26 protein-coding genes are annotated in these 25914 nt (G+C 35.0%); 10 read left to right on the top strand and 16 right to left on the bottom strand.

Annotation, left to right across the window (positions count from 1 at the left end):
* Positions 1-16: 16 nt before the first annotated feature.
* Positions 17-1900: an outer membrane assembly protein AsmA gene (gene asmA, locus GQ593_RS00330; RefSeq protein ID WP_160430105.1), complete on the top strand. Its 1884-nt coding sequence runs from the start codon at positions 17-19 to the stop codon at positions 1898-1900.
* A 53-nt stretch (positions 1901-1953) separates the two neighbouring features.
* Here the strand turns inward: asmA and hslU are convergent, their stop codons facing one another.
* The 11 genes from hslU to sucC form a co-directional block, all read right to left on the bottom strand.
* On the bottom strand, positions 1954-3282 hold the full coding sequence (gene hslU / locus GQ593_RS00325; protein ID WP_160430104.1) for an HslU--HslV peptidase ATPase subunit: 1329 nt from the start codon (positions 3280-3282) through the stop codon (positions 1954-1956).
* Positions 3283-3308: 26 nt separating this feature from the next.
* Positions 3309-3836 (bottom strand): ATP-dependent protease subunit HslV, encoded by a 528-nt coding sequence (gene hslV / locus GQ593_RS00320; protein WP_025316169.1) that lies wholly within the window; start codon positions 3834-3836, stop codon positions 3309-3311.
* Positions 3837-3984: 148 nt separating this feature from the next.
* Positions 3985-5100, bottom strand: a complete 1116-nt coding sequence (gene tolA, locus GQ593_RS00315; RefSeq protein WP_160430103.1) for a cell envelope integrity protein TolA — start codon at positions 5098-5100, stop codon at positions 3985-3987.
* 27 nt (positions 5101-5127) lie between these two features.
* A complete protein-coding gene (gene tolR, locus GQ593_RS00310) occupies positions 5128-5547 on the bottom strand; it encodes a colicin uptake protein TolR (RefSeq protein WP_160430102.1) in 420 nt (139 codons plus the stop codon).
* 2 nt (positions 5548-5549) lie between these two features.
* Complete coding sequence (gene tolQ / locus GQ593_RS00305) at positions 5550-6221, bottom strand: protein TolQ (RefSeq protein ID WP_160430101.1); 672 nt, start codon at positions 6219-6221, stop codon at positions 5550-5552.
* Positions 6218-6619: a tol-pal system-associated acyl-CoA thioesterase gene (gene ybgC, locus GQ593_RS00300; protein ID WP_442903581.1), complete on the bottom strand. Its 402-nt coding sequence runs from the start codon at positions 6617-6619 to the stop codon at positions 6218-6220. The genes tolQ and ybgC overlap by 4 nt, the downstream gene beginning before the upstream one ends.
* Before the next feature lie 170 nt (positions 6620-6789).
* Positions 6790-6900 (bottom strand): cytochrome bd oxidase small subunit, CydX/CbdX family, encoded by a 111-nt coding sequence (locus tag GQ593_RS00295; protein WP_160430099.1) that lies wholly within the window; start codon positions 6898-6900, stop codon positions 6790-6792.
* Positions 6901-6909: 9 nt separating this feature from the next.
* Positions 6910-8046 carry a cytochrome d ubiquinol oxidase subunit II gene (gene cydB, locus GQ593_RS00290; RefSeq protein WP_160430098.1) on the bottom strand — a complete coding sequence of 379 codons (1137 nt, stop codon included), beginning with the start codon at positions 8044-8046 and terminating at the stop codon, positions 6910-6912.
* 19 nt (positions 8047-8065) lie between these two features.
* Complete coding sequence (locus GQ593_RS00285; protein ID WP_160430097.1) at positions 8066-9637, bottom strand: cytochrome ubiquinol oxidase subunit I; 1572 nt, start codon at positions 9635-9637, stop codon at positions 8066-8068.
* A 100-nt stretch (positions 9638-9737) separates the two neighbouring features.
* On the bottom strand, positions 9738-10610 hold the full coding sequence (sucD, locus tag GQ593_RS00280; RefSeq protein WP_160430096.1) for a succinate--CoA ligase subunit alpha: 873 nt from the start codon (positions 10608-10610) through the stop codon (positions 9738-9740).
* A 27-nt stretch (positions 10611-10637) separates the two neighbouring features.
* On the bottom strand, positions 10638-11807 hold the full coding sequence (sucC, locus tag GQ593_RS00275) for an ADP-forming succinate--CoA ligase subunit beta (RefSeq protein WP_160430095.1): 1170 nt from the start codon (positions 11805-11807) through the stop codon (positions 10638-10640).
* A gap of 177 nt (positions 11808-11984) precedes the next feature.
* Between sucC and fldA the strand changes: the two genes are divergently transcribed.
* The 5 genes from fldA to cls all read left to right on the top strand — a co-directional run bounded on the left by fldA (position 11985) and on the right by cls (position 15594).
* The gene (gene fldA / locus GQ593_RS00270) at positions 11985-12497 is read left to right on the top strand and encodes a flavodoxin FldA (protein ID WP_160430094.1); all 513 of its coding nucleotides are present in this window, start codon (positions 11985-11987) and stop codon (positions 12495-12497) included.
* Positions 12498-12574: 77 nt separating this feature from the next.
* A complete protein-coding gene (gene fur, locus GQ593_RS00265; RefSeq protein WP_160430093.1) occupies positions 12575-13027 on the top strand; it encodes a ferric iron uptake transcriptional regulator in 453 nt (150 codons plus the stop codon).
* A gap of 70 nt (positions 13028-13097) precedes the next feature.
* Complete coding sequence (locus tag GQ593_RS00260) at positions 13098-13643, top strand: inner membrane-spanning protein YciB (protein WP_160430092.1); 546 nt, start codon at positions 13098-13100, stop codon at positions 13641-13643.
* 25 nt (positions 13644-13668) lie between these two features.
* Entirely contained in the window at positions 13669-14124 is a 456-nt protein-coding gene (gene yciA / locus GQ593_RS00255; RefSeq protein ID WP_160430091.1) for an acyl-CoA thioester hydrolase YciA, read from the top strand.
* A 6-nt stretch (positions 14125-14130) separates the two neighbouring features.
* Positions 14131-15594 (top strand): cardiolipin synthase, encoded by a 1464-nt coding sequence (gene cls / locus GQ593_RS00250; RefSeq protein WP_160430090.1) that lies wholly within the window; start codon positions 14131-14133, stop codon positions 15592-15594.
* A 42-nt stretch (positions 15595-15636) separates the two neighbouring features.
* On the opposite strand, the gene cpdA is transcribed toward cls, so the two are convergent.
* A complete protein-coding gene (gene cpdA / locus GQ593_RS00245) occupies positions 15637-16467 on the bottom strand; it encodes a 3',5'-cyclic-AMP phosphodiesterase (protein ID WP_160430089.1) in 831 nt (276 codons plus the stop codon).
* Positions 16468-16636: 169 nt separating this feature from the next.
* The gene (nudF, locus tag GQ593_RS00240; RefSeq protein WP_160430088.1) at positions 16637-17266 is read right to left on the bottom strand and encodes an ADP-ribose diphosphatase; all 630 of its coding nucleotides are present in this window, start codon (positions 17264-17266) and stop codon (positions 16637-16639) included.
* A gap of 139 nt (positions 17267-17405) precedes the next feature.
* On the opposite strand from nudF, the gene tolC reads away from it, so the two are divergent.
* Entirely contained in the window at positions 17406-18752 is a 1347-nt protein-coding gene (gene tolC, locus GQ593_RS00235; RefSeq protein ID WP_160430087.1) for an outer membrane channel protein TolC, read from the top strand.
* A gap of 76 nt (positions 18753-18828) precedes the next feature.
* Here the strand turns inward: tolC and GQ593_RS00230 are convergent, their stop codons facing one another.
* Entirely contained in the window at positions 18829-19719 is an 891-nt protein-coding gene (locus GQ593_RS00230; RefSeq protein ID WP_160430086.1) for a LysR family transcriptional regulator, read from the bottom strand.
* A 327-nt stretch (positions 19720-20046) separates the two neighbouring features.
* Here GQ593_RS00230 and GQ593_RS00225 point away from each other — a divergent pair, with 327 nt between their 5' ends.
* Positions 20047-20832, top strand: coding sequence for an SDR family NAD(P)-dependent oxidoreductase (locus tag GQ593_RS00225; RefSeq protein ID WP_160430085.1), 786 nt, complete (start codon positions 20047-20049; stop codon positions 20830-20832).
* 285 nt (positions 20833-21117) lie between these two features.
* On the opposite strand, the gene metG is transcribed toward GQ593_RS00225, so the two are convergent.
* Positions 21118-23145 (bottom strand): methionine--tRNA ligase, encoded by a 2028-nt coding sequence (metG, locus tag GQ593_RS00220; protein WP_160430084.1) that lies wholly within the window; start codon positions 23143-23145, stop codon positions 21118-21120.
* A gap of 230 nt (positions 23146-23375) precedes the next feature.
* Between metG and apbC the strand changes: the two genes are divergently transcribed.
* Positions 23376-24470: an iron-sulfur cluster carrier protein ApbC gene (gene apbC / locus GQ593_RS00215; RefSeq protein ID WP_160430083.1), complete on the top strand. Its 1095-nt coding sequence runs from the start codon at positions 23376-23378 to the stop codon at positions 24468-24470.
* Between the two features lie 171 nt (positions 24471-24641).
* Here apbC and GQ593_RS00210 read toward each other — a convergent pair whose 3' ends face one another.
* Positions 24642-24995 (bottom strand): DMT family protein, encoded by a 354-nt coding sequence (locus GQ593_RS00210; RefSeq protein ID WP_160401915.1) that lies wholly within the window; start codon positions 24993-24995, stop codon positions 24642-24644.
* A 284-nt stretch (positions 24996-25279) separates the two neighbouring features.
* On the opposite strand from GQ593_RS00210, the gene tpx reads away from it, so the two are divergent.
* Positions 25280-25792 (top strand): thiol peroxidase, encoded by a 513-nt coding sequence (tpx, locus tag GQ593_RS00205; protein ID WP_160430082.1) that lies wholly within the window; start codon positions 25280-25282, stop codon positions 25790-25792.
* Positions 25793-25914: the final 122 nt, after the last annotated feature.

The following is a 25914-nucleotide window of genomic DNA, read 5'->3' as shown; positions in this document are numbered from 1 at the left end:
ATAAAGGAACATTAATATGATCAAAAAAATATTGGTTATTCTATTTGCCTTAATTCTACTTATCACAATTAGTATTTTTTCGCTTATTGTTTTTGTTGATCCTAACAACTTTCGTGGGTTTATCTCTGATACAGTGAAAGATAAAACAAGTTATGAGTTATCTATTGATGGCAATTTGCGCTGGCATATATGGCCACAAGTGAGTATTCTAACCGATTCAGTAAAACTATATGATAATGGTGCTCAAAAACCGATTTTAACAGCAGATAATATGAGACTAGATGTTGAATTACTACCTCTTTTCTCAAAAAAATTATCAGTTAAAAATGTATTTATCAAATCAGCAATCATCAACATTACCGATGAAAGTAAAGGCAATATTGCAAAAAATGATACTAACCGACCATCTATTAACGCTAATACTCATGAGGCATCTAATTCAAAAGATCAAAAAAATTCATCTAATTGGAAATTTAGCTTAAATAAATTTGAAGTTGCTGATAGTACTGTGGTGCTGCAACATAAAAATGATCTCATTAACTTCAGAAATATTAATCTAATAGTAGAACAAAATAAAGATAAAAATATCTCAATCGATCTAAACGGTAATATTGATAAAAATCAACAAAATGCATCATACATTGCCCATGCTTATGTCGATTTAAATCAATTCCCTGAACAAGCAACAATCAACTTAAAACAATTTGATTTCACTTATAAAGGCGTCGCTAATTCAACCAAAGAACTAAAAGGTAACATAAATGGCGTATTTAACTATCAGCAGACGCCTAAGTTGCTGAAAAGCCAAAATTTATCTTTTTCAATTAATGACAATTATTTTACTGGTACTATCAATGCAGATTTAGCAAATAAACCGTACATAGATTTGCAATTAAATTCAGATAAAATCGATCTCTCTTCATTTTTGAAAATAGATGAAAAATCGAATAAAAAGACAACTAACCAACAAACCTCGCCTGTGGTATCAAATATCACAAAAACCACTAATGAATTAAGCTTTCTAAATACTTTTAATGCTAAAGCTAAGTTAAATATTAAACAAATCAATGCCAACAAAATAACATTAAACAATATTGACATTGATATGACTAATAATGACGGTATTGCAATATTTAAAAACATCAGTTTAGATTTTGCTAAGGGTCATATAGTTGCAACAGGTATTGCAAATGGCAAACAAAAAAATACACTAGTCAAACTTAATACCAAGATAACTGATGTTGATTTAAATACATTTTTTAACCAAATAGATACAGCTCATGATCTAGAAGGTTTATTTAACGCTACTGGGGATTTAGAAAGTAACAGCATATCAGGCACTAAATTATTAGCTAGCTTACAGGGTGATGTGGCAATTATTGTGACTAATGCAAGACTCAACAATATGAATATTCAAAGTATTATCCAAAATGCTGTAGCTCAATATTCAAAAGATGTCATAACACCTGAAAATCAAAAAAAATATACCGAATTTCATAAAATTTCGGCCAATGCTGGCTTGAAACAAGGTAATTTGGAATTTTCAACTTTAACTGCTAATTCTGAAACACTTGATATCATTGATGGTTCAGGCAAAGTCGGAATATTAAAACAGGACTTGGATATAAATTTGAACTTAAAAATGCTAGGTGGCTGGAATGCTAAAAATGAAACTATTGCAAAACTACAAAAGTTGACAATACCGCTACGCATTTATGGTCAATTTACTAAGCTTCGTTACCAAATTGATATTGGCAAATTAGTTACCGATGTTCTGAGCGATAAATTACAAGAACGTTTAGAAAAACTTCGCGATAAATTAGAAAATCATAATTCTAAAGATAATTCGAAATCTAAATCAAGAGCTACCGATATTTTAGGAGAATTATTAAGAAAGTAACAATAAAAAAGGTGAGCAAAACTCACCTTTTTTATGTCTAAGATATAAGCTGATTATAAAATAAACTTACTTAAATCTTCATCTGCAACAAGTTTATCTAAATGATCACCAACATATTTAGCATCAATTGTAACCGTTTGTCCATCAAGTTCACTAGCTTCAAATGAGACTTCTTCCATCAAACGCTCTAATACAGTATGCAATCTACGCGCACCAATATTTTCATTTTGCTCATTCACTTGCCATGCTGATTCTGCAATCTTACGAATACCGTCAGGAGTAAAATCGATATTAACACCTTCGGTAGCCATTAGCGCCTTATATTGAACAGTAAGCGAAGCATTTGGTTCAGTTAAAATACGCTCAAAATCTTCACTAGTTAGTGCTTGTAATTCAACTCGAATAGGCAACCGACCTTGCAATTCAGGGATTAAATCAGATGGATTTGCTGTTTGGAAAGCACCTGAAGCAATAAACAAGATATGATCTGTTTTAACAGAGCCATGTTTAGTCGACACAGTACAACCTTCAACTAATGGTAACAGATCCCGTTGCACCCCCTCACGTGAAACATCTGGACCTGATGAGTTACCACGTTTACAAACTTTATCTATCTCATCAATAAAAACAATTCCGTTTTGTTCAACTGCCTCAATAGCTTCATGTTTAAGATCATCAGGATTAACTAATTTAGCAGCTTCTTCTTCAATTAACTGTTTAAATGCATCTTTGATCTTCATTTTCCGTGGTTTAGTTTTTTGTCCACCTAAATTTTGAAACATTGACTGTAACTGATTAGTCATCTCCTCCATACCTGGAGGCGCCATAATTTCAACACCAATATTGACACCTGCGACTTCAATTTCAATCTCTTTATCATCAAGTGCACCTTCACGTAGTTTTTTGCGAAAAGCTTGCCTTGCAGCTGAATCAGAATTATTCTCAACCTGTCCCCAACCATCTTTAGCTGGTGGTACAAGTACATCTAAAATCCGATCCTCTGCTAATTCTTCCGCTCTATTACGGTTGCGTTCAATTGCTTGTTGACGGATCATTTTTACCGCAGAATCGGTTAAATCACGAATAATGGAATCAACTTCTTTACCCACATAACCAACTTCAGTAAATTTAGTCGCTTCGACTTTAATAAACGGTGCATGTGCTAATTTTGCTAAACGTCTTGCAATTTCCGTTTTACCAACACCTGTTGGGCCAATCATAAGTATATTTTTGGGCGTAACCTCATGACGCAATGTTTCATCAAGTTGCATGCGACGCCAGCGATTACGCAGTGCTATAGCCACAGAACGTTTTGCTTTATCTTGTCCTATGATGTGTTGGTTTAGTTCGCTTACAATTTCGCGAGGAGTCATTTCAGACATAATAATATTCTCTTTAATTCGGTTGATTAGTAATTGAGTTCTTCAATAGTTTGGAAGTTATTGGTATATACACAAATATCGCCCGCTATTGACAATGATTTTTGTACGATATCGTGTGCAGAAAGTGAGGTATTATCTAGTAAAGCTCGAGCCGCTGCTTGCGCATAAGGACCGCCAGACCCAATTGCAATTAAATCATCTTCTGGCTGGATAACATCACCCGTACCTGTAATAATCAATGATGCACTTTCATCAGCAACAGCAAGTAATGCTTCTAGTTTGCGTAACATTCTGTCTGTTCGCCAATCTTTAGCTAGTTCAACAGCGGCTTTGGTTAAATGCCCTTGGTGCATTTCTAATTTCCGCTCAAACAACTCAAATAGTGTAAAAGCATCAGCAGTACCACCAGCAAAACCTGCAATCACTTTGTTATTATATAAACGACGAACTTTACGGGCATTACCCTTCATAATAATACGTTCGCCTAACGTGACTTGACCATCACCACCAATAACGACTTGCCCCTCACGACGGACACTGACAATTGTTGTCATGTTCTGCTCCTTCTTTTACTTAAAAACTTGATTCGAAATGAATAGAGGATATATTGGGATGATTAATGTAATTTCAATATTCACATTTGAAGATATAGATAATTTATTGTAAAAAAGTTTCAGAAAACATCGTGTTTGCGTATAAAAATTATTTCGGTTGAAAGTCAATTGTCATCGTTTTGACTTGATTATAAAAACCACTTGCAGGTTTGGGAATTACAGCTTGTTTAGTCGCCGCAAGCGCTTCTCGACATAATGCGTCATCACCACCTTTTGCACTAACATCAAGTAATAAGCCATCAGGTGCTATTTGAATATCTAACACACAATTTCGACCACTATATAATTTGTTAGGATTAATAAACTTATTACTGATGGCATTTTGAACTAAAGATTTATATTTATTAAGTTCTCCATCTGAAACACCTTTACGAGCAGCGGCACCACCTGATGGAGTTGGTGCGCCTGATGTCAATCCACCTAGCAGATTATCAAGTTCTTTATCTTTTTTAGCTTGTGCGGCTTTTTTTGCTTTTTCGGCAGCCTTTTCTGCAGCGGCTTTTTCAGCGGCTTGTCTTTTTGCTTGTTCTTCTTTTTGCTTATTTAATTCTTCTTGTTTACGTTCATTTTCAATTCGTTGCTTTTCAATAAGTTCTTGCTCAGCTTTAGCTTTAGCTTCTTGTTTCGCCAATTCTTGTTGTTTACGCAAAGTTTCTTCTCGTTGTTTATCCAACAATTCTCGCTCTGCTTTTAATTTAGCCTCTTGCTCTGCTTTTTGCTTTGCTAATTCAGCCTGCTGTTGCTCTAAACGCTGTTTTTCAGCCTGTCTTTTTTGCTCTTCTAACTGTTCTTTTACTTTGCGAGCTTCTTCTTCTTTTTGCCTTGCTAGCTGTGCAGCTTGTGCAGCCTCTGCTTCTTGCCTTTGTAGCTGTTCAACTTTTAAACGCTCCTTTTCTAGCTCTTTAAGTCGCTGTTGTTGGGCAAGCTGCTGCTCTTGTAGTTTTTGAGCCTGCTCATCTACTTGTTGCTGCCTTTGTTGTTCTGCTTGTTTTTGGCTAACCTGTGCCTTTAATTGCCTTTGGTATTGTTCGGTCATGACGGAAGGATCAACCATAATAGCATCAATTGCATTTCCATTAACGCTACCATAGTTAACATCGTTATCATACATAGCTCGGTAACCCAAAATAATAATTAAAATCACATGTAATATAATGGATACTATAATAGCTATACTTAATTTTGAATTTGACTTATAAGACATTGCAAACTTCTTGCTATATTATTTTATTTAAATTGGTTGAGTCATTAAACCTACAGACTTAACACCTGCAGATTGTAATAAATTCAACGCTTTTATAATTTCTTCATAGGGAACATCTTTAGCGCCACCAACTAAAAAAACAGCTTTTTCGTTAAGTGACATCTGTTGCTTAACTTCTGCAACAATTTGTTCTTGTGGTAAATTAGATTGACGGTTCTGATCAATAATCAATGAATATATACCAATACCTGACACTTCAATAATGATTGGTTTATTTTCTGAAGAGGAGACCGTTTTAGATTCCGACGCTTGTGGCAGATCAACCTCAACACTTTGACTAATAATTGGCGCTGTTGCCATAAAAATAAGCACTAGCACTAATAATACATCAAGCAAAGGTACGATATTGATTTCAGATTTAGGTGTATAACGTGAACGTCTACTCATAATTATTTCCTGACAGCAACGGCTTGACGTTGTAAAATTGCTGAAAATTCATCAATAAAGTTAAGGTAGCTTTGTTCAATTCGGTTGACACTTAATGACAAGCGATTATAGGCAAGAACCGCAGGAATAGCGGCAAATAAACCAATTGCAGTTGCAATCAATGCCTCAGCAATCCCGGGTGCAACCATTTGTAATGTTGCTTGTTTAGCAGAGCCTAAAGAAATAAATGCATTCATAATACCCCAGACAGTACCAAACAAACCAATATATGGACTAATAGAACCCACTGTACCTAAAAAAGGGATACGCAATTCTAAAATATCAAGCTCACGATTCATTGCTAAGCGCATAGAGCGTGATGCACCATCTAAAGCCGATTCAGCCATATTTGGGTTAATTTGATATAGACGTGAAAACTCTTTAAAACCTGAATAGAAAATATGTTCTGTACCACTAATATCTTCTTTATTAAATTTTGCTTTATCAAATAACACATTTAAATCATCAGCGGCCCAAAAGCTATTATCAAATTGTTCAATTTGTTTCGTTGCTTTACCTAAGATTTTAGTTCGTTGAAATATAATAGCCCACGACATAACAGAAAAAATAAGTAACAACAGCATAACGCATTTTACTAACAAACCTGCTTGCAAAAACAGATCAATAATATTCATATAAACTCCAAAACTAATAACTCAGGAAGCCCACATGGCTTCATCTTAGTGATATTCACACAAGCAATAAGAACATCCGCTGTGCTGATAACTTGGTTATTTTGATTAAAAATAGTCTGCTTAAAAATAATAGACGCCTTGCGAACTTGCTCAGCACTAGTCTTAATAGTCAGCATATCATCTAAACGAGCTGGGAAATGGTAGCTAATATCCATCTTTTTAACCACAAAAGCAATACTTTCTTGTAATAGCTTTTGCTGGCTAATATTAAGTTGCCTTAGCATTTCTGTCCTAGCTCGTTCAAAAAAAGCAAGATACCTAGCATGGTAAACGACACCACCCGCATCTGTGTCTTCATAATAAACTCTTGCATTCCATATAAATTGTTTCATGTTCAAATCGCACTAATTAAATTTGAGACTATTATATCTGAATACAAAATTCGCTGCACTATGATATGAAAAAAATCAAATGAAAACAATTATCATTTATTATTTATTTTTAACAGCATATCCAAAAATAAAAAAGGTGGCTATTTGCCACCTTTTTTATTACTTTTTAAATCATATTATTTGTTATTAGACTCTTTTTCGCTACTGTCTCGCTCAACCCATAAGCCAATTACAGCGGATAGCATACATGCAGCAATAAGTCCTATAAACCATAAAACGTAATACATAGTAGTTCCTTAATAAAGAGAATGTTTATTATTTTCGATATGATTTTTATCCAGTCTTCCAAACATTTTAATATATGACCAAATGGTATAAAAAAGAACAATAGGTAAAAATATAAGAACAACAACAAACATAATATTAAGTGTTAATTGACTTGATGATGCATCCCATATTGTCAAACTTGCATTTGGCATAATGCTTGAAGGCATAATGAATGGGAAAGTTGCAATGCCATAGGTGAATAGAACACACGCAATGGTTAATATTGATGAAATAAATACTAATGCATTTTTATTTAAACTAGAAAAAAGAATAGTTAATAGTGGTAATATTACACCCAAAGCAGGCACTATCCATAAAATAGGATAATTCATATAATTGGCTAACCACGATGCATCAGTAGATACTGTTTTACTTAGCGGATGAGATGACGCAGTATAATCAATCACACTAGTAACTTCATAACCATGAATACCAAATGCCACCCAAACACCTGCTAACACAAATGCAATTAACATAACTAAACTAGCGATTTGTGTAGCTTTTCTGGCTCTTAAATAGAGCTCACCTGATGTTTTCATTTGTAACCATGCTCCACCATGAGCAACAAATAACATTAAGCTCACAACGCCAGTCAATAATGCAAAAGGATTAAGCAAACCAAAGAAGTTACCATCATAAAACACGCGATAAGAGTTATCAAATCTAAATGGAACTCCTTCTAATAAATTGCCAAAAGCGACCCCAAAAACGAGTGCAGGTACAAAGCTACCAGCAAAAATGCCAGCATCCCATAAATTACGCCATTTTGAATTTTCTAGCTTACTGCGATAATCAAAACCAATTGGTCTAAAAAACAGCGCACAAAGCACTAAAATCATCGCAATATAAAAGCCAGAAAATGACGCAGCATAGGCCATAGGCCAGGCGGCAAATATTCCCGCTCCAGCGGTAATTAACCAAACTTGGTTACCATCCCAATGAGGCGCAATTGCATTAATCATAATACGACGTTCCGTATCTGTTTTACCGATAAAAGGTAATAAAATACCCACGCCCATATCAAAGCCATCTGTGACAACAAAACCGATTAAAACAACACTAATCAGCACCCACCAGATGACGCGTACAATTTCGTAATCAATCATTGTGTATACTCCCTATGCCTTATTTTGTTATCGGTTGTGTTTTTTCATAATGATAGTTGCCAGTGCCCAAAGAACTTGGTCCTAAGCGAGCAAATTTAAACATTAAGAATAATTCAGCAACTAAGAACAATGTATAAAGCCCACAAATAAGTACCATAGTGAATAACACTTCACCCGCTGTTAATGATGAATTTGCCACTCCAGTTGGTAAAATATCTTGAATAGCCCAAGGTTGACGTCCATATTCTGCAACAAACCAACCAGATTCACAGGCTAACCAAGGGAACGGTAAAAATAGAACTAATAAACGATGTAACCAACGTTTTTCACCAATTTTATTTTTATATGTTGTCCATAACGCAAATCCAGTCCCAAGAATCATTAACACACCTAGACCTACCATCACTCTAAATGCCCAAAATAGTGGCCATACTGTAGGTATTGAGTCCTCTGTCGCAGCTTTAATATGTTCTTCAGTCGCTTGAGGAATAGTTAGATTATCACGATCGGTAAAGCGTTTAACTAGATAACCATAGCCTAAATCAGCTTTATTATCCTCAAATGCTTTAAGGACGTCAGGATCTTGATTGCCTTGTTGGATTTTTTCTAAATTTGTATAAGCTAAAATACCTTTACGAATTCTCGTTTCGTTATTCGCTAATATATCTCTTAATCCAGTTACTTGCGTGTCAAATGAACGCGTGGCCATTATGCCCATTGCATAAGGAATTTCTATTGCAAATAAATTTTCTTTATTCTTTTGTGACGGAAAGGCAATCACATTGAACGATGCAGGTGCTGGTTGAGTTTCCCATTCAGCTTCAATGGCAGCAAGTTTAGCAGGTTGGACAGTTGTCAGTTCGTGCCCCGCTTCATCGCCCATAATAGCAACTACAATTGACATGATAAGACCAAAGGGAGCAGCCACAGCAAAAGAACGTTTTGCAAATCCAACATCCCGTTTTTTTAGTAAATAATAAGAGCTGATGCTTAATACAAAGATCGCACCGGTCAAATAACCAGCAGCAACGGTATGAACAAATTTATATTGAGCAACGGTGTTAGTAATCAACTCAAAAAAGTTCGCCATTTCCATGCGTGAATTAATTGGGTTAAATTCAGAACCCACTGGGAATTGCATCCACCCATTAGCAACTAAGATCCAAAGTGCTGAAAGATTAGAACCGAATGCAACACACCAAGTTACCATTAAATGTTTACCACGGCTTAATCTATCCCAACCAAAAAAGAATAAACCTACCATGGTTGATTCTAAGAAAAATGCCATTAAACCTTCAATGGCTAATGGCGCACCAAAAATATCACCCACATAATGTGAATAATAAGACCAGTTAGTACCAAATTGAAATTCCATGGTCAAGCCAGTTGCGACCCCAACAGCGAAGTTGATAGCAAACAGCTTGCCCCAGAATTTTGTCATATCTTTCCAAACTTGCTTGCCACTAACAACGTATACCGTTTCCATAATTGCTAGCATAAACGCTAAACCCAGCGTTAATGGTACAAAAATAAAATGATACATTGCAGTGAGTGCAAACTGGAGACGTGAAATTTCTACTATATCTAACATAAACGCTCCCTAAATCTCAAATGCTCACAAATTTTTTACGTTATTGATGAACATTATACACAGATAATTACAAAATAATAATTGATATACATCAAAAAAACTATATCGTAATTTGTTTTTTTACAGCATCGCCGATATCAGTAAGACTTGTTACAACCGTAATACCTGCCGATTGCAATGCTTTAGATTTTTCCACCGCGGTGCCTTTATTACCCGAAATAATGGCTCCTGCATGCCCCATGCGTTTGCCTGATGGAGCAGAAACACCGGCGATATAAGCAATCACAGGCTTAGTTACATGTTTTTTAACATATTCAGCGGCTTCTTCTTCAGCGCTACCACCAATTTCGCCAATCATCACAATAACTTCAGTTTTAGGATCTTGCTCAAGTAACGCTAAAATAGAAATAAAATCGCTACCTGGAATAGGATCACCTCCAATACCCACACACACAGATTGCCCTAAACCGATATCGGTTGTTTGTTTAACCGCTTCATAAGTTAGTGTTCCAGAACGAGAAACGATCCCCACCTTTCCTGCTCGATGAATATGACCTGGCATAATACCTATTTTACATTCATCTGGGACAATAATCCCCGGACAGTTCGGTCCAATCATTACGACATCATTTAGCCTTAATTTTTCTTTAACAACTAACATATCTAAAGTTGGGATACCTTCAGTAATACAGACAATTAGTTTAATACCTGCATCAATTGCTTCTAAAATCGAATCTTTACCAAATGCGGCTGGCACATAAATGACACTTGCTGTTGCACCTGTTGCTTCAACCGCTTCTTTAACTGTATTAAAAACGGGTAAACCCAAATGAATTGTACCACCTTTGCCTGGCGTCACGCCACCAACTAACTTGGTACCATAAGCAAGTGCTTGCTGTGAATGGAAAGATCCTTGACTACCAGTGAATCCTTGGCAGATAACTTTGGTTTCTTTATTAACTAAAATTGACATAATAACTATTCTCCACGCTCCCTATTATTAGGCAACAGCGACAATTTTTTGAGCAGCATCGGTTAAACTTTCTGCAGTAATAATATTTAATTCACTTTTCGCTAAAATTTCTCGAGCAAGCTCAGCATTATTACCTTCAAGACGAACAACAACGGGAACAGTCAGGCCGATTTCTTTAATTGCACTAATAACACCATCAGCAATTAAATCGCAACGAACAATACCACCAAAAATATTAACCAAAATCGCTTTCACATTTGTATCAGATAATATTAACTTAAATGCTTCAGCAACGCGTTCTTTCGTTGTACCACCACCGACATCCAAAAAGTTAGCTGGTTCACCGCCATATAGTTTAATAATATCCATCGTTGCCATCGCAAGACCTGCGCCATTAACCATACAGCCAATATTGCCATTTAATGATACATAGCTAATACCTTGTTTTGTAGCAATTGACTCACGCTCATCCTCTTGAGTTGTATCTCTTAAAATAGTTAAGTTTGGATGCCTAAAAAGCGCGTTATCATCTAAAACAACTTTAGCATCTAAACAAATAAGTTCTTCTGAATCAGTAATCACTAACGGATTGATTTCGGCTAGTGAAACATCATTTTCTAAAAAGAGTTTTGCAAAATTAACAAATAATTTTGTAAACTGATTAACTAATTTTCCTGTTAACCCCAATTTAAACGCAAGTTCACGACCTTGATAAGCACAAGGACCTGCCAGAGGATCAAGTGAAGTTTTATAAATTAAGTGTGGTGATTTTTCGGCAACGCTTTCTATATCAACGCCACCTTCTGTTGATGCCATAATCACAATACGCTTCGAACTGCGATCGACCACCGCGCCTAAATACAGTTCTTTCTGAATATTAGACGCCTTTTCAATTAAAATCTTATTAACTGGCTGACCTTTATCGGTGGTTTGATAAGTAACAAGAAACTGCCCCAACCATTTTTCAGCAAATTGCTTTATTTCATCATAACTTTGAGTACATATAACGCCACCGGCTTTACCTCTCCCGCCGGCATGAACTTGACATTTAGCAACCCAAAGGCCTGAATCTGCCTGTGAAGATAATTCAGATAACGTATCTTGTACTTCATTAATTGAATTACAAACATACCCCTCAGGTACGGGCAAATTATATTGTTTAAAAAGATATTTAGATTGATATTCATGCAAGTTCATAAAGACATTCCACAGCCTAAATTAATATAAAAACAGGCGATAATTCTAATGCAAGATAAATAAATTGTATAGCAAATAATAAGTTATGTTTAGGGTTAGTCAGGATTATTGCTGATAGTAAGTGACAATGATATACTTCTAGAATATTTTAATATCGAAAATAATAAAGGTACAAATATGAAACAAGTTGGTATTTTTTTTGGTAGTGATACTGGCAACACAGAAAATGTAGCTAAGCAAATCCAACTCATTTTAGGTAGTGACAACGCCGAGCTTTTTGACATTGCAAAAGCCACTAAAGAAAACATTGAACAATACAATTATCTATTTTTTGGCATTCCAACTTGGTACTATGGCGAATCACAAGCAGACTGGGATGACTTTTTCCCTAATTTAGAAAAAATTGATTTTAACGGTAAAACTGTGGCGATTTTTGGTTGTGGCGATCAAGAAGACTATGCCGAATATTTTTGTGATGCCATGGGAACACTTCGCGATATTATTGAGCCTAAAGGAGCTAAGATTGTTGGGCATTGGTCAACCGAAGGTTATAGTTTTGAAGCGTCAAAAAGTTTAGTTGATGACGCACATTTTGTTGGTTTAGCGATTGACGAAGATCGTCAACCCGAATTAACTGAAGAAAGAATTAACAATTGGGTGAACCAAGTTAAAACCGAAATGAAAATTTAAACTATTAAAATGATTTCTTTTATTTACCGTATATAGTTCCTATAATAGGTAATTATTCATCACTAATGGAAAGTAATATGACAAATCATGATAATAATGCGGCACTCAAAAGCGCTGGTTTAAAGGTTACACTACCTCGATTAAAGATTTTAGAGTTATTACGCGATCCTTCATGTCAACATATTACAGTAGAAGATCTTTATAAAAAACTACTTGATATGGGTGAAGAAATCGGGCTTGCAACCGTTTATCGTGTTTTGAATCAATTTGACGATGCAGGCATTGTGACACGCCATAACTTTGAGGGTGGCAAAGCAGTTTTCGAACTAGCTACACAGCAACATCACGATCATTTAATTTGTTTAGATTGTGGCGAAGTATTTGAGTTTCGCGATGATATTATTAATGCGAGACAAAAAGAAATCGCCGAACAATATGGTGTAACATTAACTTTTCACAGTTTATATCTTTATGGGCATTGTCAATCTGGTAACTGTAAAGCGCATCCTGAACTTCATCACAAAAAATAAGCCTATTCCAATAGGCTTTTTACTTATTTACAATATACCAACTCATCTTTTGTACTAGGTTAATAATTAAATGAAACAACTTTTAAACTTTATTCCGCTTATATGCTTTTTTATTTTTCTAACCATGTATGATGTCTTTGTTGGCGTTCAAGCATTAATGATCGCGGCAACAGTATGTTTTCTTCTCATTCTTATTCTATATAGAAAAATAGATAAAGTAGAGTTGATTTCTTATCTAATGATCATGGTTTTCGGTGGATTTACACTTTATTTGCGTGACCCAAATATCATCAAATGGAAAGTCACTATTATTAATTTTTTATTTGCCACAGCCTTATTAGTTAGCCAATTTATTTTTAAAAAAAACCTACTTCAAAAAATGCTTGGCAAAGAAATACAGCTCGATACTGCTATTTGGAATAAACTCAATTTATTATGGATCTTCTTTTTTATATTATGTGGCGCCATTAGTTTAGGTGCAACCTATTACACGACTGATGATTTCTTTTGGATATTTAAAGTATTTATTTTACCTGCCGCATCGTTACTATTATCGTTAATATCAGGTATCTATATTTACAAAAATATGAATAAAGATATAGATAATAAACAATAAGTTATAACAAACGGAGTATTTTAGCATGACACAAGATACAACCCCTAAAGGTCAATTAGTGCTTAGAACGCTTGCCATGCCGGCTGATACCAATCCTCACGGACACATTTTTGGTGGGTGGATCATGTCTCAAATGGATCTTGCTGGCGGTATTTTATCAAAAGAGATCGCGAGAAATCGAGTTGTAACAGTTAATGCTAGTAGCATTACATTTTACAAACCAGCAATGGTCGGTGATGTTGTTTGTTGTTATGCGCGTTGCATCAAAACAGGAAAAACATCAATCACGATAGGTATTGAAGTTTGGGTTAAAAAAGTCATTGATACATCTGACACTACACAACGTTTTTGCATAACAGATGCTGTATTCACTTATGTTTCAGTAGATAAACATAATAATCCCAAACCATTACCTGAGGTTTTTCAACATTATGATTGTACTAAAGATCCAATAGCTAAACTGAATCTAACTCATAGCTAAGTAAATATGCAATTTACCTCATTTCATGCTTTAATCAGCACTTTGATCTTCCTTGTTTATTGGCTGATTATTGTTTCAACAACATTACGAATTGTCTTCAAACGAAGACCAACGACTTATGTTATTGCATGGATGTTAGTCATTTATATCTTACCGCTTGTTGGTGTGTTCCTTTATTTTACATTGGGCGAAGCTCACTTAGGGCAGCAACGTGCTAAACGAGCGCAAAAAATGCGTCCAACGATTTCCAAGTTTATTAACCGACTAAGTGACTTTCCAGATATCTTCACTAAAAACGTAAGCCAAGTCAGCAAGCCGATTTTCCAGCTTTGTAAACACCAAACAGGGCTTGATGGAATTAATGGTAATCATATTGAGCTATTGAGTGAAACAAATGTAATTTTTGACCGCTTAATTGATGATATCAATCAAGCAACGTCAAATATTGAAATGGTATTTTATATCTGGAATGAAGGTGGTCGGGCAGACGAAGTCGAGCAAGCACTCATTCAAGCAACACAGCGAGGGGTAACTTGCCGATTAATGGTTGACTCTGCCGGTAGCAGACATTTTATTAAAACTAATGCCAGTAAAAGAATGCGTGATGCGGGCATCATCATTGTCGAAGCTTTACAAGTCAACTTGCTTCGATTTATGTTTCGACGTCTGGACTTACGTCAACACCGCAAAGTGGCTATTATCGATAACTATATCACTTATACTGGCAGCATGAATATTGTCGATCCACGTTTTTTCAAACAAAATAAACATGTTGGCAAGTGGGTTGATATCATGGTCAGAGTAAATGGTCCAGTTACAACACTCATGGGCGCTATATATGCCTGCGATTGGCAGCTAGAAACAGGCAAATATTTAGCCCTACCACAAATCACTGATTTTGCCGAACCACCAGAAGATAAAAAACATATTATGCAATTAATCGCATCGGGTCCTGGTTATATGGAAAGCATGATACACCAAGTATTATTAACGGCAATTTATTCAGCGCAAGAACAAATTATTTTTACTACACCTTATTTAGTACCGACTGATGATATTTTACATGCTGTATGCACCGCAGCTCAGCGAGGTGTCGAAGTCATCATCATTATTCCTAAAAACATTGATTCACTAATGGTAAAATGGGCAAGCCGGGCTTTCTTTTCTGAATTATTAAACGGTGGAGTCAAACTTTATCAATTCAACGATAACTTATTACATACCAAAAGTGTTTTAATCGATAATCAATTAAGCCTTGTTGGCACTGTAAATTTGGATATGCGCAGCTTATGGCTTAATTTTGAAATTACAGCGGTAATTGATGATGCAGAATTTGCTCAGTCACTATCAATTCTCTTACAAAAATATTTATCTCATTCAGATAAAATAAGTACTGAAAAATGGAACCAACGCCCAATTTGGCAACGCATTGTTGAACGACTGTTCTACTGTTTTGCTCCTTTGCTATGATTTTTAAGTTAATTTTAAGCTCGCAACTATTATTACTATTCGTTAATAACCACTTTGAGAAACGTCGGGTAAAAACTGATTATCCGCTAAACGATAAACTTCGCTCTCGATAGAACCATCAGCATTAAGTGTGATTTCTCGCCAACCTGGCGCATCGTCACTTGATACTTGAAAATCATAACATTCAGGCTTAAATTGAAAACACGTTGAAGGAGTTGAAAACGCATGACAATGATGCCAAACATAATCTTGTTTTTGATGAATGTGTCCCCAACCTATTCCCTTTACATTAACATTTTTTTGAATAATTTGCTCGAATTGGTCACTATTTTTTAAAATATGGTGATCTAACCAATGACATCGAGAATTAATTGGATGATGGTGTAAAAAAACTAATGCATCTCGGTCAACATGCTCAGTTAAAGCATTTTGTAAAAATTCAAGTTCAGATTCGGGTAAAAATCCATATGCTTGACCAACAACTTGGCTATTTAATAAAACAACCAGCCAGTTATCCCCCAATAACACTATTTTATTATCAGCCAGCTGATAACTTGCAAACACATCTTGCATACTAGTATAGTTATCATGATTACCAGCTAACCACACACAAGGCGTATTAAACTTGCTTATTTGTTCGGCAAAACGGGCATAAGCTTTTTTAGAACCATCTTGTACAAAGTCACCAGTTGCCACAATCAAATCAAACTGCTTATTATTACGTCCAATTTCATTGATAACTGCTAAAAAACTTGCATTGGAATTAATACCAAGCAATGAACCATCTTCATCAGCAAAAAGATGAGTATCAGTTATATGCAATATTTTACCGTAATTTTTATTACGAATTGGAAGTTTTAACAATGACCTCAAAATTCACTCCAATTACTTATCAATCTATAATTATGGTTAATAGTGTCAGCAACAAAACAAGCATTGTGACAGGCAACATAATTTTTATTATAAATCTTAGTGTTATACAAAAGTGTAAAACAGATCACACTTTTATGAAAGAAATAATTAAATATGAATATTAAAAAAGTTATTCCCACTCTTTTTTTAATAACTGATAATTAAGTTCTAACCATTGAAGCGCAATAATTGATGCAGCATTGTTAATCACTCCATCTTTGACCCATTGATAAGCTTGATTGCGACCGACAACATGAACTTTAATATCTTCGCTTTCTTCATCAAGACCATGAATACCTTTGGCTGTTGATGAATCGACTTCACCCACTAAAATATGCAATTGTTCTGTTAACCCACCGGGTGATGCTAAATAACTGATGATAGGTTTACATCGACCAATAACGACTCCAGCTTCCTCCATTGCTTCACGTTTTGCTACTTCTTCAAATGATTCATTTTCATGATCCATCATGCCTGCAATGAGTTCTAGCATCCAAGGACTATCTTGCGTTTCAATAGCGGCAATCCGGATTTGTTCAATTAGCACAACTTCATCACGTTTTGCATCATATGCTAAAAGTACAACTGCATGTCCACGTTCTAAAATTTCGCGTGTTACAACCTCGCTCATTGAGCCATCAAATTTGCGATATTGAAAGCGATATTCAAACAAAGAAAAAAAACCTTTATACAAGATTCGTTTAGTTAGATTAAATACATCATTTTTGTCAAAATGTACCGGATTATTTTTAATTTTCATATATATTCTCGATTTTAAAATGAATTTGAATAAAAAGTGCGAATGGCATGCAAACTATGCTTACTATATACTAATTATCTGTTAAAATTACGCCATTAAAAATACTACTATATTTTAATGATTTTTAAAGAGAAGATTAATGAAAAAAACTTTAACCTTTTTAATTGGCTTAGCATTAAGTCAATCTGTCTTTGCTGAAAATTTGATTCAAGTTTATGAACAAGCAAAAGAAACTAACCCAGATCTGCGCAGTTCATTAGCTGAAAAAAATAAAGCATACGCGGCAATTTCAGGTTCTCGAGCGAGTTTACTACCGCAAGTTGGTTTAAGTGCTTCTTACGGTGTAACTCATGGTCGACGTGATACCAGTGGTATAAAATCCAAAAGTGGCAATTTATACCAAGTAACGGCATCTCAAAGCATTTTTAATTTCTCAAATTGGAAAGCCTTGGATATTACAAAAAAACAAGCAAGTGTTGCCGATATTGCTTATCAATACCAAGGTCAAACATTAATCTTAAATACTTCTGTTGCTTATTTTAATGTACTAAAAGCACTGGATGCATTGAGCTTTATTGATGCCCAGAAAAAAGCCATTGGACGTCAGTTAGAACAAACTCGTCAACAACACCAAGTCGGTTTAGTCGCCATTACTGATGTACAAAATGCCCAAGCTAACTATGACCTAACTGTTGCACAACAAGTTAACGCATTAAATGAACTAAACAATGCGATCGAGGATTTACGTCAAGTAAGCGGTCGTTTTTATTCTAATTTAGCAAGCGTTAACACCAACACCTTTAGAACGGAAAACCCAACGCAAATCAGTACATTGTTAAAGCAATCCGAAGCTTCTAATCTTAATTTATTAACAATGAAATTAAATCGAGACATCGCACGTGAACAGATCAAACTTTCACAAGCAGGTCATATGCCTACAGCAAGTGTAGATGCATCAACTAATTTGAATAAAACTGATAGGTATGGTAATAACATAGCGCCTGGTGCACATGGTGGTAAATCTTATTCAGGAAATAACTATGTTGGTGTTAGTGTAAATCTACCAATCTTTTCGGGTGGTGCAACAATGTCTAAAGTTGAACAAGCACAACAAAATTACGTGAGTTTCAGCGAAAAACTAGAAAGTACTAATCGTGGCGTAATTAATCAAGTACGTTCATCATACAACAATATTTCATCATCAATAAGCGCAATCAAAGCTTATCAACAAGCAGTAGTTTCTGCACAAAGTTCATTAGAAGCCACTAATTCTGGTTATCAAGTTGGAACACGAACAATTGTTGACGTATTAAATGCAACGACCCAGCTATACAATTCTAAACGAAATTTATCTGATGCAAAATATAATTATCTAACTAGCTTACTCCAATTAAAATATGCAGTGGGAACCTTAACTGCTAACGACTTAGTTTATCTAAACAATATGTTAGGTAAAGAAGTGAGCACGTTAGTGACGATAAAATAACGATTGGTTCTTTTATGACAACTGTTAAAAAAGGCGATTTGTTCGCCTTTTTTATTATGTATAAAAAACACACTTATTACGATATTGCATTCAACACAAATTCAATAAATACTTTTAATTTTGGTGGTTGCTGACGATCAGCAGTATAAAGCATATTAAGCGGCTTGGCAGGTGGTAAAAATTTTTGTAATATGGGAAATAATTTTTTCTGCTTAATTGGCTCTTGTAACATAGATTCTGGCAACATGGTGATACCTAGCCCTTCAATCGCAGCTATCGCTAACGCTGAAGTCTGATTACTTTGAAATGTCCCTGATATAGGAATATTAACTATTTCACCATTAATCATAAACGGCCAAACATGATCTTTTTTATTCTGATTCACATATTGGTAAATCAAGCATTGATGCTTTTTCAAATCATCAGGTATTAATGGAACACCATATTGCGCTAAATAATCTGGTGAGGCAGCAAAAATAAGTTGATGAGGATTAAGTTTACGAGCAATAAGCCCTGAATCACTCAAATCACCAATCCGAAAAGCGATATCAAAACCGTCCTTAACTAAATCGACATAACGATCACTTAACTGTATATCGACACTAATTTGGGGATAACACTTCATAAAACTACTAATTAATGGCACTAAAGTAAAATTACCAAAAGTAAATGGTGCACTAATTCTAAGCACACCGCTAGGTTTATCTAAAAACTGTTGCGCAAGCATAGAGGTGGCTTTAACTTCACCTAAAATACTCACACAGCGCTCATAATACTGCTTACCAAATTCGGTAAGATTTTGTGAACGTGTTGTTCGATTAAGTAACTTTAACCCTAATTGAGTTTCTAAAAAAAGAATATATTTCGCAACCATTTGCGGAGAGGTATTTAATGAGATAGATGCCGATGCAAATGAACCTGTCTTCACAGTCAATACAAAAGCTTTCATACTTCTAAAAAGATCCATATTGCCAATCTCCAGTTGTTAATAAAACAATTTTAAAGCCATTTACTATCTTTTATTTTATAAATATTATAACGCAAATCAAGTAAACAAATAAAAACAGGGTAAATATATGAAAAAAATCGGCATTATAGGGGCAGGATTTGTAAGTCAAGCCTCTAAAGAAGTTGAAGTACCACATAATTCATGGCAAACAAATAACCAATAAAAAAATATAAAAGACCAAAATGAGTCCACCTTCCAGTAGAATAAAGTTATATTTATCATATATTTAATAGTTTGAATGCTTTTAATTAAATACAGATATTTAAAATATTAGAGGAAATAAAAATGACCAATACACATAAAAAATATACCGTCATAACCGGCGCAAGTTCAGGCATAGGTTATGCAACAGCTATTGCTTTTGCAAAACGAAATAAAAACCTTATTGTTATTGCAAGAAGACAAGAAAATTTGGCACTTTTACAACAAGAAATTGCAAAAATTGCCCCAGCATTAGAAGTAATTATAAAACTTTGTGATTTATCACAACCAACCAACGCTCATTCCCTTTTTAATGATTTAGACAACTATTTTATTGAAACATGGATTAATAATGCCGGTTTTGGTCATTACGGCAGTGTTAGCGATCAAGATTTAGAAAAAATCGAATCAATGCTTCATTTAAATATTGAAGTCCTAACAATTTTTTCAACACTGTATGTACGTAAATATCAAAATGAATCTGGGACACAACTAATAAACATCTCCTCCCGTGGCGGATATACACTCGTTCCTAATGCGGTAACCTATTGCGCAACAAAATTCTATGTCAATGCCTTTACCGAAGGGCTAGCACAGGAATTAAAGCAAGCTAACGCCCAATTAACCGCAAAGGTGTTAGCTCCGGCTGCGACAAAAACAGAATTTGGTGAAAAAGCCAATAATGTCAATAAATATAATTATGATGAAAGTTTTACCAAGTACCATACAGCAAAGCAAATGGCCGATTTTTTACTGGCTTTATACGATAGCAACAAAGTTATTGGTGAGATTAATACAAAAGATTTCACTTTTTCACTAAAAGACAACATATTTCCTTATTCAGGAAATCCGTCAGAAAATCAAAAGTAAGGAAATAACAAATTTACATGCAATGTTAAATCAAACGGAAAAATATGATTTTTAAAAAAATAGAGCTTTGGCAATCGTTATTTTAATTGCCAATTTCGATAAAAATAGAGACCTATCAATTAATTTAATTTTCAGATATTTTTATTTCAATGGCTATCTATTATGTTGCTTTATCCAACAATGTAAACAGATCAACTTGTTATACTAAAACACGTAGTTTTATAAAACATCTTAACAAGCACATTAGCTTGCTAAGATGCATTTTTTGCATGATAAGAATTAAAATTACGAAATGCGCATTCCCGGTTTAGCACCACTATCTGGCGATAACAAGTACACGCCGTCACCATCATCTTTACCACTGGCACAAATCACCATACCTTCTGAAACACCAAATCGCATTTTACGAGGCGCTAAATTGGCAATCATAATGGTTAAACGCCCAATTAGTACTTCTGGATCAGGATAAAACTGCTTGATGCCTGAAAACACATTACGGGTTTCATCACCAATATCAAGCGTCAACTGGAGTAATTTATCGGATCCTTCAACAAAACAAGCATGTTTAATTAAAGCAACACGCATATCAACTTTGGCAAAATCGTCAAAATTAATCGTATCGGCAATAGGTTCAGCAACATTTGTTTTAGCTGGTGTTGCTAGGGCAGCTTGCTCTTTTGTTTCTTCAATCATGGCAGTAATTTTATCCATATCAATACGGTTAAATAGGGCTTTAAACTGATTAATTTTATGGCTAGTTAACGCATTAGCAATGGTATTCCATTCTAATTTGCTATTTAAAAATGCTTCTGTTCGCTCAGCTAATGAAGGCACTATTGGTTTTAAATAGGTCATTAAAATACGGAATAGGTGAATACCCATTGAGCAAATATCTTGCAATGTTTGATCTTGCCCTTCTTGTTTAGCAACTACCCATGGCGCTTTTTCATCAATATAACGATTAGCTTCGTCAGCAAGTGCCATAATTTCACGAATCGCCTTACCTGATTCACGTTGCTCAAAATAATCAGCAATGATTTGAGACTTTTCAACAAAATACGCATAAAGTGCTGGTTCAGCTACATTATCCGATAATTTGCCGTCAAAGCGTTTATAAATAAATCCAGCCGAACGTGAAGCAATATTAACAACTTTGTTAACTAAATCGCTATTTACACGTTGCACAAAGTCTTCTAAATTTAAATCAATATCATCAATATGTGGTGACAGTTTAGCGGCGTAATAATAGCGTAAGCAATCAGGATCTAAATGTTTTAAATAGGTACTTGCTTGAATAAAAGTGCCTCGTGATTTAGACATTTTTGCACCGTCAACAGTCACATAACCATGCACAAAAATATTCGATGGTTTGCGATGTTCACTACCCTCTAGCATTGCTGGCCAAAATAGACTATGAAAGTAAACAATATCTTTACCAATAAAGTGATAAAGCTCAGTGCTTGAATCTTTATTCCAAAACTCATCAAAAATTGGTTTATTTTGTGTATTGCAGTAGTTTAAAAAAGAGCCCATATAACCAATTGGTGCATCTAACCAGACATAAAAATATTTACCTGGCGCATCGGGGATTTCAAAACCAAAATAAGGAGCATCACGGCTAATATCCCACGGCTGTAAGCCTGATTCAAACCACTCTTGCATTTTATTAGCGACTTGCTCTTGTAGTGTTCCAGAGCGAATCCACTCTTGTAACATAGTTGAAAAAGCCGGCAGATCGAAAAAGAAATGTTCTGACTCTTTTAAAATTGGCGTCGCCCCTGAAACTACAGACTTAGGATTAATTAAATCAATCGGGTTGTAAGTTGCACTACACACTTCACAGTTATCGCCATATTGATCTGGGGCTTTACAACGTGGACAAGTACCTTTTACAAAGCGATCTGGCAAAAACATCTGTTTTTCAGGATCAAATAGCTGTGAAATGACTTTGGTTTTAATATAACCATTGGCTTTTAAACGCTTATAAATTTGCGCTGATATTTCACGATTTTCTGAGCTATGAGTTGAATGGTAATTATCATAACTAATATTAAATCCAGCAAAATCACGCTGATGCTCAGTTTTTACTTCACTAATCATCTGTTCAGGCGTAATGCCAAGTTGTTGCGCTTTAAGCATAATTGGCGTGCCATGCGCATCGTCAGCACAGATAAAATAGATCTCATTACCACGCATACGTTGATAACGTACCCATACATCAGCTTGAATATGTTCAAGCATATGACCTAAGTGAATTGCACCATTGGCATAAGGCAGTGCGCAAGTCACCAATATTTTGCGTTGAGTTGTCATGTTGATTTATTACCCTTTATTACATAATGGCAGAAATAGTACATCAATCGTGGGATTATCGCTAGATTTATGCCATAATTTGATGAAATTTCTATACTCGATTCACTTTGTAAATGGCAAATAATCTTTTTTCGAAAATGTAAAATAATATACTTTTTACATCTTTGCCATTGATTATGTTCCACCTCTTTAAAGGAGGATCATGGGAAATGAAGCAAGTATAAATATTAATGTACAACGAGATAATAATAATGAACATTGAAGTAGAAAATATTCTTGAGAATTTTACTCATTCAACCTTACAAAAAAATTTGCTTGAACTTAGCGCAGTAACAAAATGCGAATTAGTTAATCAAAACTTATCTATCCACTTAGCCATGCCCTTTGCTTGGCAAAACGCTTTTGATGAGTTAAAAAAAATAGCCACCCCAAAATTACTAAAGCTTAACGGCATTAATGACGTTGACTGGCACATTGAATATAAAATTGCCACATTAAAACGCGCTAATGACCAACAAGCCATTAACAATGTCAAAAATATTATCGCCATAAGTTCAGGAAAAGGTGGCGTGGGCAAATCATCAACAGCTGTCAATCTTGCACTAGCTTTACAAAAACAAGGAGCCAAAGTAGGTATTTTAGATGCGGATATTTATGGACCTTCAATTCCCACCATGTTGGGCACAGAAAAACAGCAACCCTTAACACCTGACAATAAACACATGACCCCAATTATGGCACACGGATTAGCCAGTAACTCCATTGGTTATTTAGTCGATCCACATAGCGCCATGGTATGGCGTGGACCAATGGCAAGCAAGGCATTACTACAAATATTACAAGATACATTATGGCCTGAACTTGATTATTTGGTTATTGATATGCCTCCAGGAACTGGGGACATCCAATTAACCCTAGCACAAAGTATTCCAGTAACGGCTGCAATTATTGTCAGTACACCGCAAGATATCGCATTAATTGATGCCAAAAAAGGCATGACCATGTTTAATAAAGTCAACATCCCAACGCTAGGCATTATTGAAAATATGAGCTATCACATTTGCGAAAATTGTGGTCATCACGAAGCTATTTTTGGCGAAGGTGGAGCACAGCGTCTAGCTGAGCAATATCAAACAAAATTGCTCGGACAAATACCACTTCATAAAATATTACGTCAAGATCTCGATACAGGGCAACCTACTGTTATTAGCCACCCTGATAGCGAATTTACCCAACTTTATTGCCAAATTGCTGGGCGCATTGCCAGTGAGCTATATTGGCAAGGCGAAGCAATTTTACCGGATATTTCATTTAAGGCGCTATAACTAAAGAATAAGCTTGGCTGTCAACAACAGCCAATGCTATTAATATTTTATGATTAATTTGGTATAACATCATCACAATCAACCACGCAATATATGGAATATTTGAAAGGCTAATTTAGAGCATTACCGTAACAAATATGCTCAATATTTATCATGTTTTTTAACATAAAATTAAGCAAAAATCTTATCGCGGAACATAAAAAATACCGCACCTAAAAGACACAAGCCAGCCCAAATATAGTCTGTCTTAAATGGCTCTTTTAAAATATAAATTGAAAAAGGGATAAAAACAGACAAACTAATTACTTCCTGAATAATCTTTAATTGACCTGCGCTAGCAACCTGAAAACCAATGCGATTAGCAGGCACTTGCAATAAATATTCAAATAACGCAATTCCCCAGCTAGCAAACACTGCCACTAGCCAAACTTGGTTATGTAAAAACCGCAAATGCCCATACCACGCAAAAGTCATAAAAATATTACTAAAAGTCAGTAAACAGACAGTAATAAATAATTGATTCATAATGTTGATATAAGAATAAAGAAAGGTGATGGCATTATATACCATTGTCTAATAAACATACAAAACAGAAATAATTTAATTACATTAAATAGCAACACTATTAACAATAATTGAAATTGGCTAATTCATCACTTAAAACATGATAATGCTATTGCTCTGTAGCCTGTTTGGGTCTATATTGAATTAACGCCAATAGGTGCAATAACTTTAATGCATTGAACGTCGTTATCCTATCAACACTGAAATTTATTACAACACGATTATTATCCCCAAAGGAAACAGTTATGCAAAAAAGAGTTAATGAAGTTACTATGCGCGGAGCCCCTATTACTTTGTTAGGTCCAAAAATCAACGTTGGTGACATAGCACCCGATTTTATCGTGCAAGATTTAGCAATGAAGCCCATTAAATTATCCGATTTTAAAGGTAAAATCAGGATTATTAATTCGGTACCATCCATTGATACTTCGGTATGTAGTGCCCAAGTTCACCGTTTCAATGTAGAAGCAGCAAAACTAAAAGATACCGTGATATTTTCAATTAGTGTTGATTTACCTTTTGCATTAAATCGCTATTGTGCGGCTGAAGGCATTGATGCGGTCAAAGTCACTTCTGATCATAAAGATCTGGATTTTGGTTTAAAATATGGCACTGTTATTGAAGAGCTACGCTTACTTTCCCGAGCCATATTTGTCATTGATAAAAATGACAAAATTGCTTATGTTGAATATGTTAAAGAAACGTCTTCTGAACCTAATTATGACAAAGCCCTAGCGGCGGCTAAAGCGTTAGCATAAATCAAAGCAATAATACATCGCCATCCTCTGCCAATAGTGGTGGCGATGATTTAATTTAAGATTTATTGATAGCAGCTATTTAATAGACAAAATTATTCAGTTATAATCCAATAAAAACATAC

It is taken from the genome of Gilliamella sp. Pas-s25, from assembly GCF_009795885.1.
GTDB lineage: Bacteria > Pseudomonadota > Gammaproteobacteria > Enterobacterales > Orbaceae > Gilliamella.
Note: the sequence above shows the minus strand (reverse complement) of the source record. Positions and strands in the feature narration are given on the sequence as shown.

What these genes read in the sequence shown, in the direction of transcription:
- GQ593_RS00295 (WP_160430099.1), bottom strand. Translation starts at nt 6,900, where the DNA reads ATGTATTACGTTTTATGGTTTATAGGACTTATTGCTGCATGTATGCTA.
- sucC (WP_160430095.1), bottom strand. Translation starts at nt 11,807, where the DNA reads ATGAACTTGCATGAATATCAATCTAAATATCTTTTTAAACAATATAAT.
- tolA (WP_160430103.1), bottom strand. Translation starts at nt 5,100, where the DNA reads ATGTCTTATAAGTCAAATTCAAAATTAAGTATAGCTATTATAGTATCC.
- yciA (WP_160430091.1), top strand. Translation starts at nt 13,669, where the DNA reads ATGACACAAGATACAACCCCTAAAGGTCAATTAGTGCTTAGAACGCTT.
- fur (WP_160430093.1), top strand. Translation starts at nt 12,575, where the DNA reads ATGACAAATCATGATAATAATGCGGCACTCAAAAGCGCTGGTTTAAAG.
- sucD (WP_160430096.1), bottom strand. Translation starts at nt 10,610, where the DNA reads ATGTCAATTTTAGTTAATAAAGAAACCAAAGTTATCTGCCAAGGATTC.
- apbC (WP_160430083.1), top strand. Translation starts at nt 23,376, where the DNA reads ATGTACAACGAGATAATAATAATGAACATTGAAGTAGAAAATATTCTT.
- GQ593_RS00230 (WP_160430086.1), bottom strand. Translation starts at nt 19,719, where the DNA reads ATGGATCTTTTTAGAAGTATGAAAGCTTTTGTATTGACTGTGAAGACA.
- GQ593_RS00225 (WP_160430085.1), top strand. Translation starts at nt 20,047, where the DNA reads ATGACCAATACACATAAAAAATATACCGTCATAACCGGCGCAAGTTCA.
- tolQ (WP_160430101.1), bottom strand. Translation starts at nt 6,221, where the DNA reads ATGAATATTATTGATCTGTTTTTGCAAGCAGGTTTGTTAGTAAAATGC.
- cydB (WP_160430098.1), bottom strand. Translation starts at nt 8,046, where the DNA reads ATGATTGATTACGAAATTGTACGCGTCATCTGGTGGGTGCTGATTAGT.
- GQ593_RS00285 (WP_160430097.1), bottom strand. Translation starts at nt 9,637, where the DNA reads ATGTTAGATATAGTAGAAATTTCACGTCTCCAGTTTGCACTCACTGCA.
- asmA (WP_160430105.1), top strand. Translation starts at nt 17, where the DNA reads ATGATCAAAAAAATATTGGTTATTCTATTTGCCTTAATTCTACTTATC.
- nudF (WP_160430088.1), bottom strand. Translation starts at nt 17,266, where the DNA reads ATGAAAATTAAAAATAATCCGGTACATTTTGACAAAAATGATGTATTT.
- tolR (WP_160430102.1), bottom strand. Translation starts at nt 5,547, where the DNA reads ATGAGTAGACGTTCACGTTATACACCTAAATCTGAAATCAATATCGTA.
- hslV (WP_025316169.1), bottom strand. Translation starts at nt 3,836, where the DNA reads ATGACAACAATTGTCAGTGTCCGTCGTGAGGGGCAAGTCGTTATTGGT.
- GQ593_RS00260 (WP_160430092.1), top strand. Translation starts at nt 13,098, where the DNA reads ATGAAACAACTTTTAAACTTTATTCCGCTTATATGCTTTTTTATTTTT.
- fldA (WP_160430094.1), top strand. Translation starts at nt 11,985, where the DNA reads ATGAAACAAGTTGGTATTTTTTTTGGTAGTGATACTGGCAACACAGAA.
- tpx (WP_160430082.1), top strand. Translation starts at nt 25,280, where the DNA reads ATGCAAAAAAGAGTTAATGAAGTTACTATGCGCGGAGCCCCTATTACT.
- GQ593_RS00210 (WP_160401915.1), bottom strand. Translation starts at nt 24,995, where the DNA reads ATGAATCAATTATTTATTACTGTCTGTTTACTGACTTTTAGTAATATT.
- cls (WP_160430090.1), top strand. Translation starts at nt 14,131, where the DNA reads ATGCAATTTACCTCATTTCATGCTTTAATCAGCACTTTGATCTTCCTT.
- metG (WP_160430084.1), bottom strand. Translation starts at nt 23,145, where the DNA reads ATGACAACTCAACGCAAAATATTGGTGACTTGCGCACTGCCTTATGCC.
- hslU (WP_160430104.1), bottom strand. Translation starts at nt 3,282, where the DNA reads ATGTCTGAAATGACTCCTCGCGAAATTGTAAGCGAACTAAACCAACAC.
- tolC (WP_160430087.1), top strand. Translation starts at nt 17,406, where the DNA reads ATGAAAAAAACTTTAACCTTTTTAATTGGCTTAGCATTAAGTCAATCT.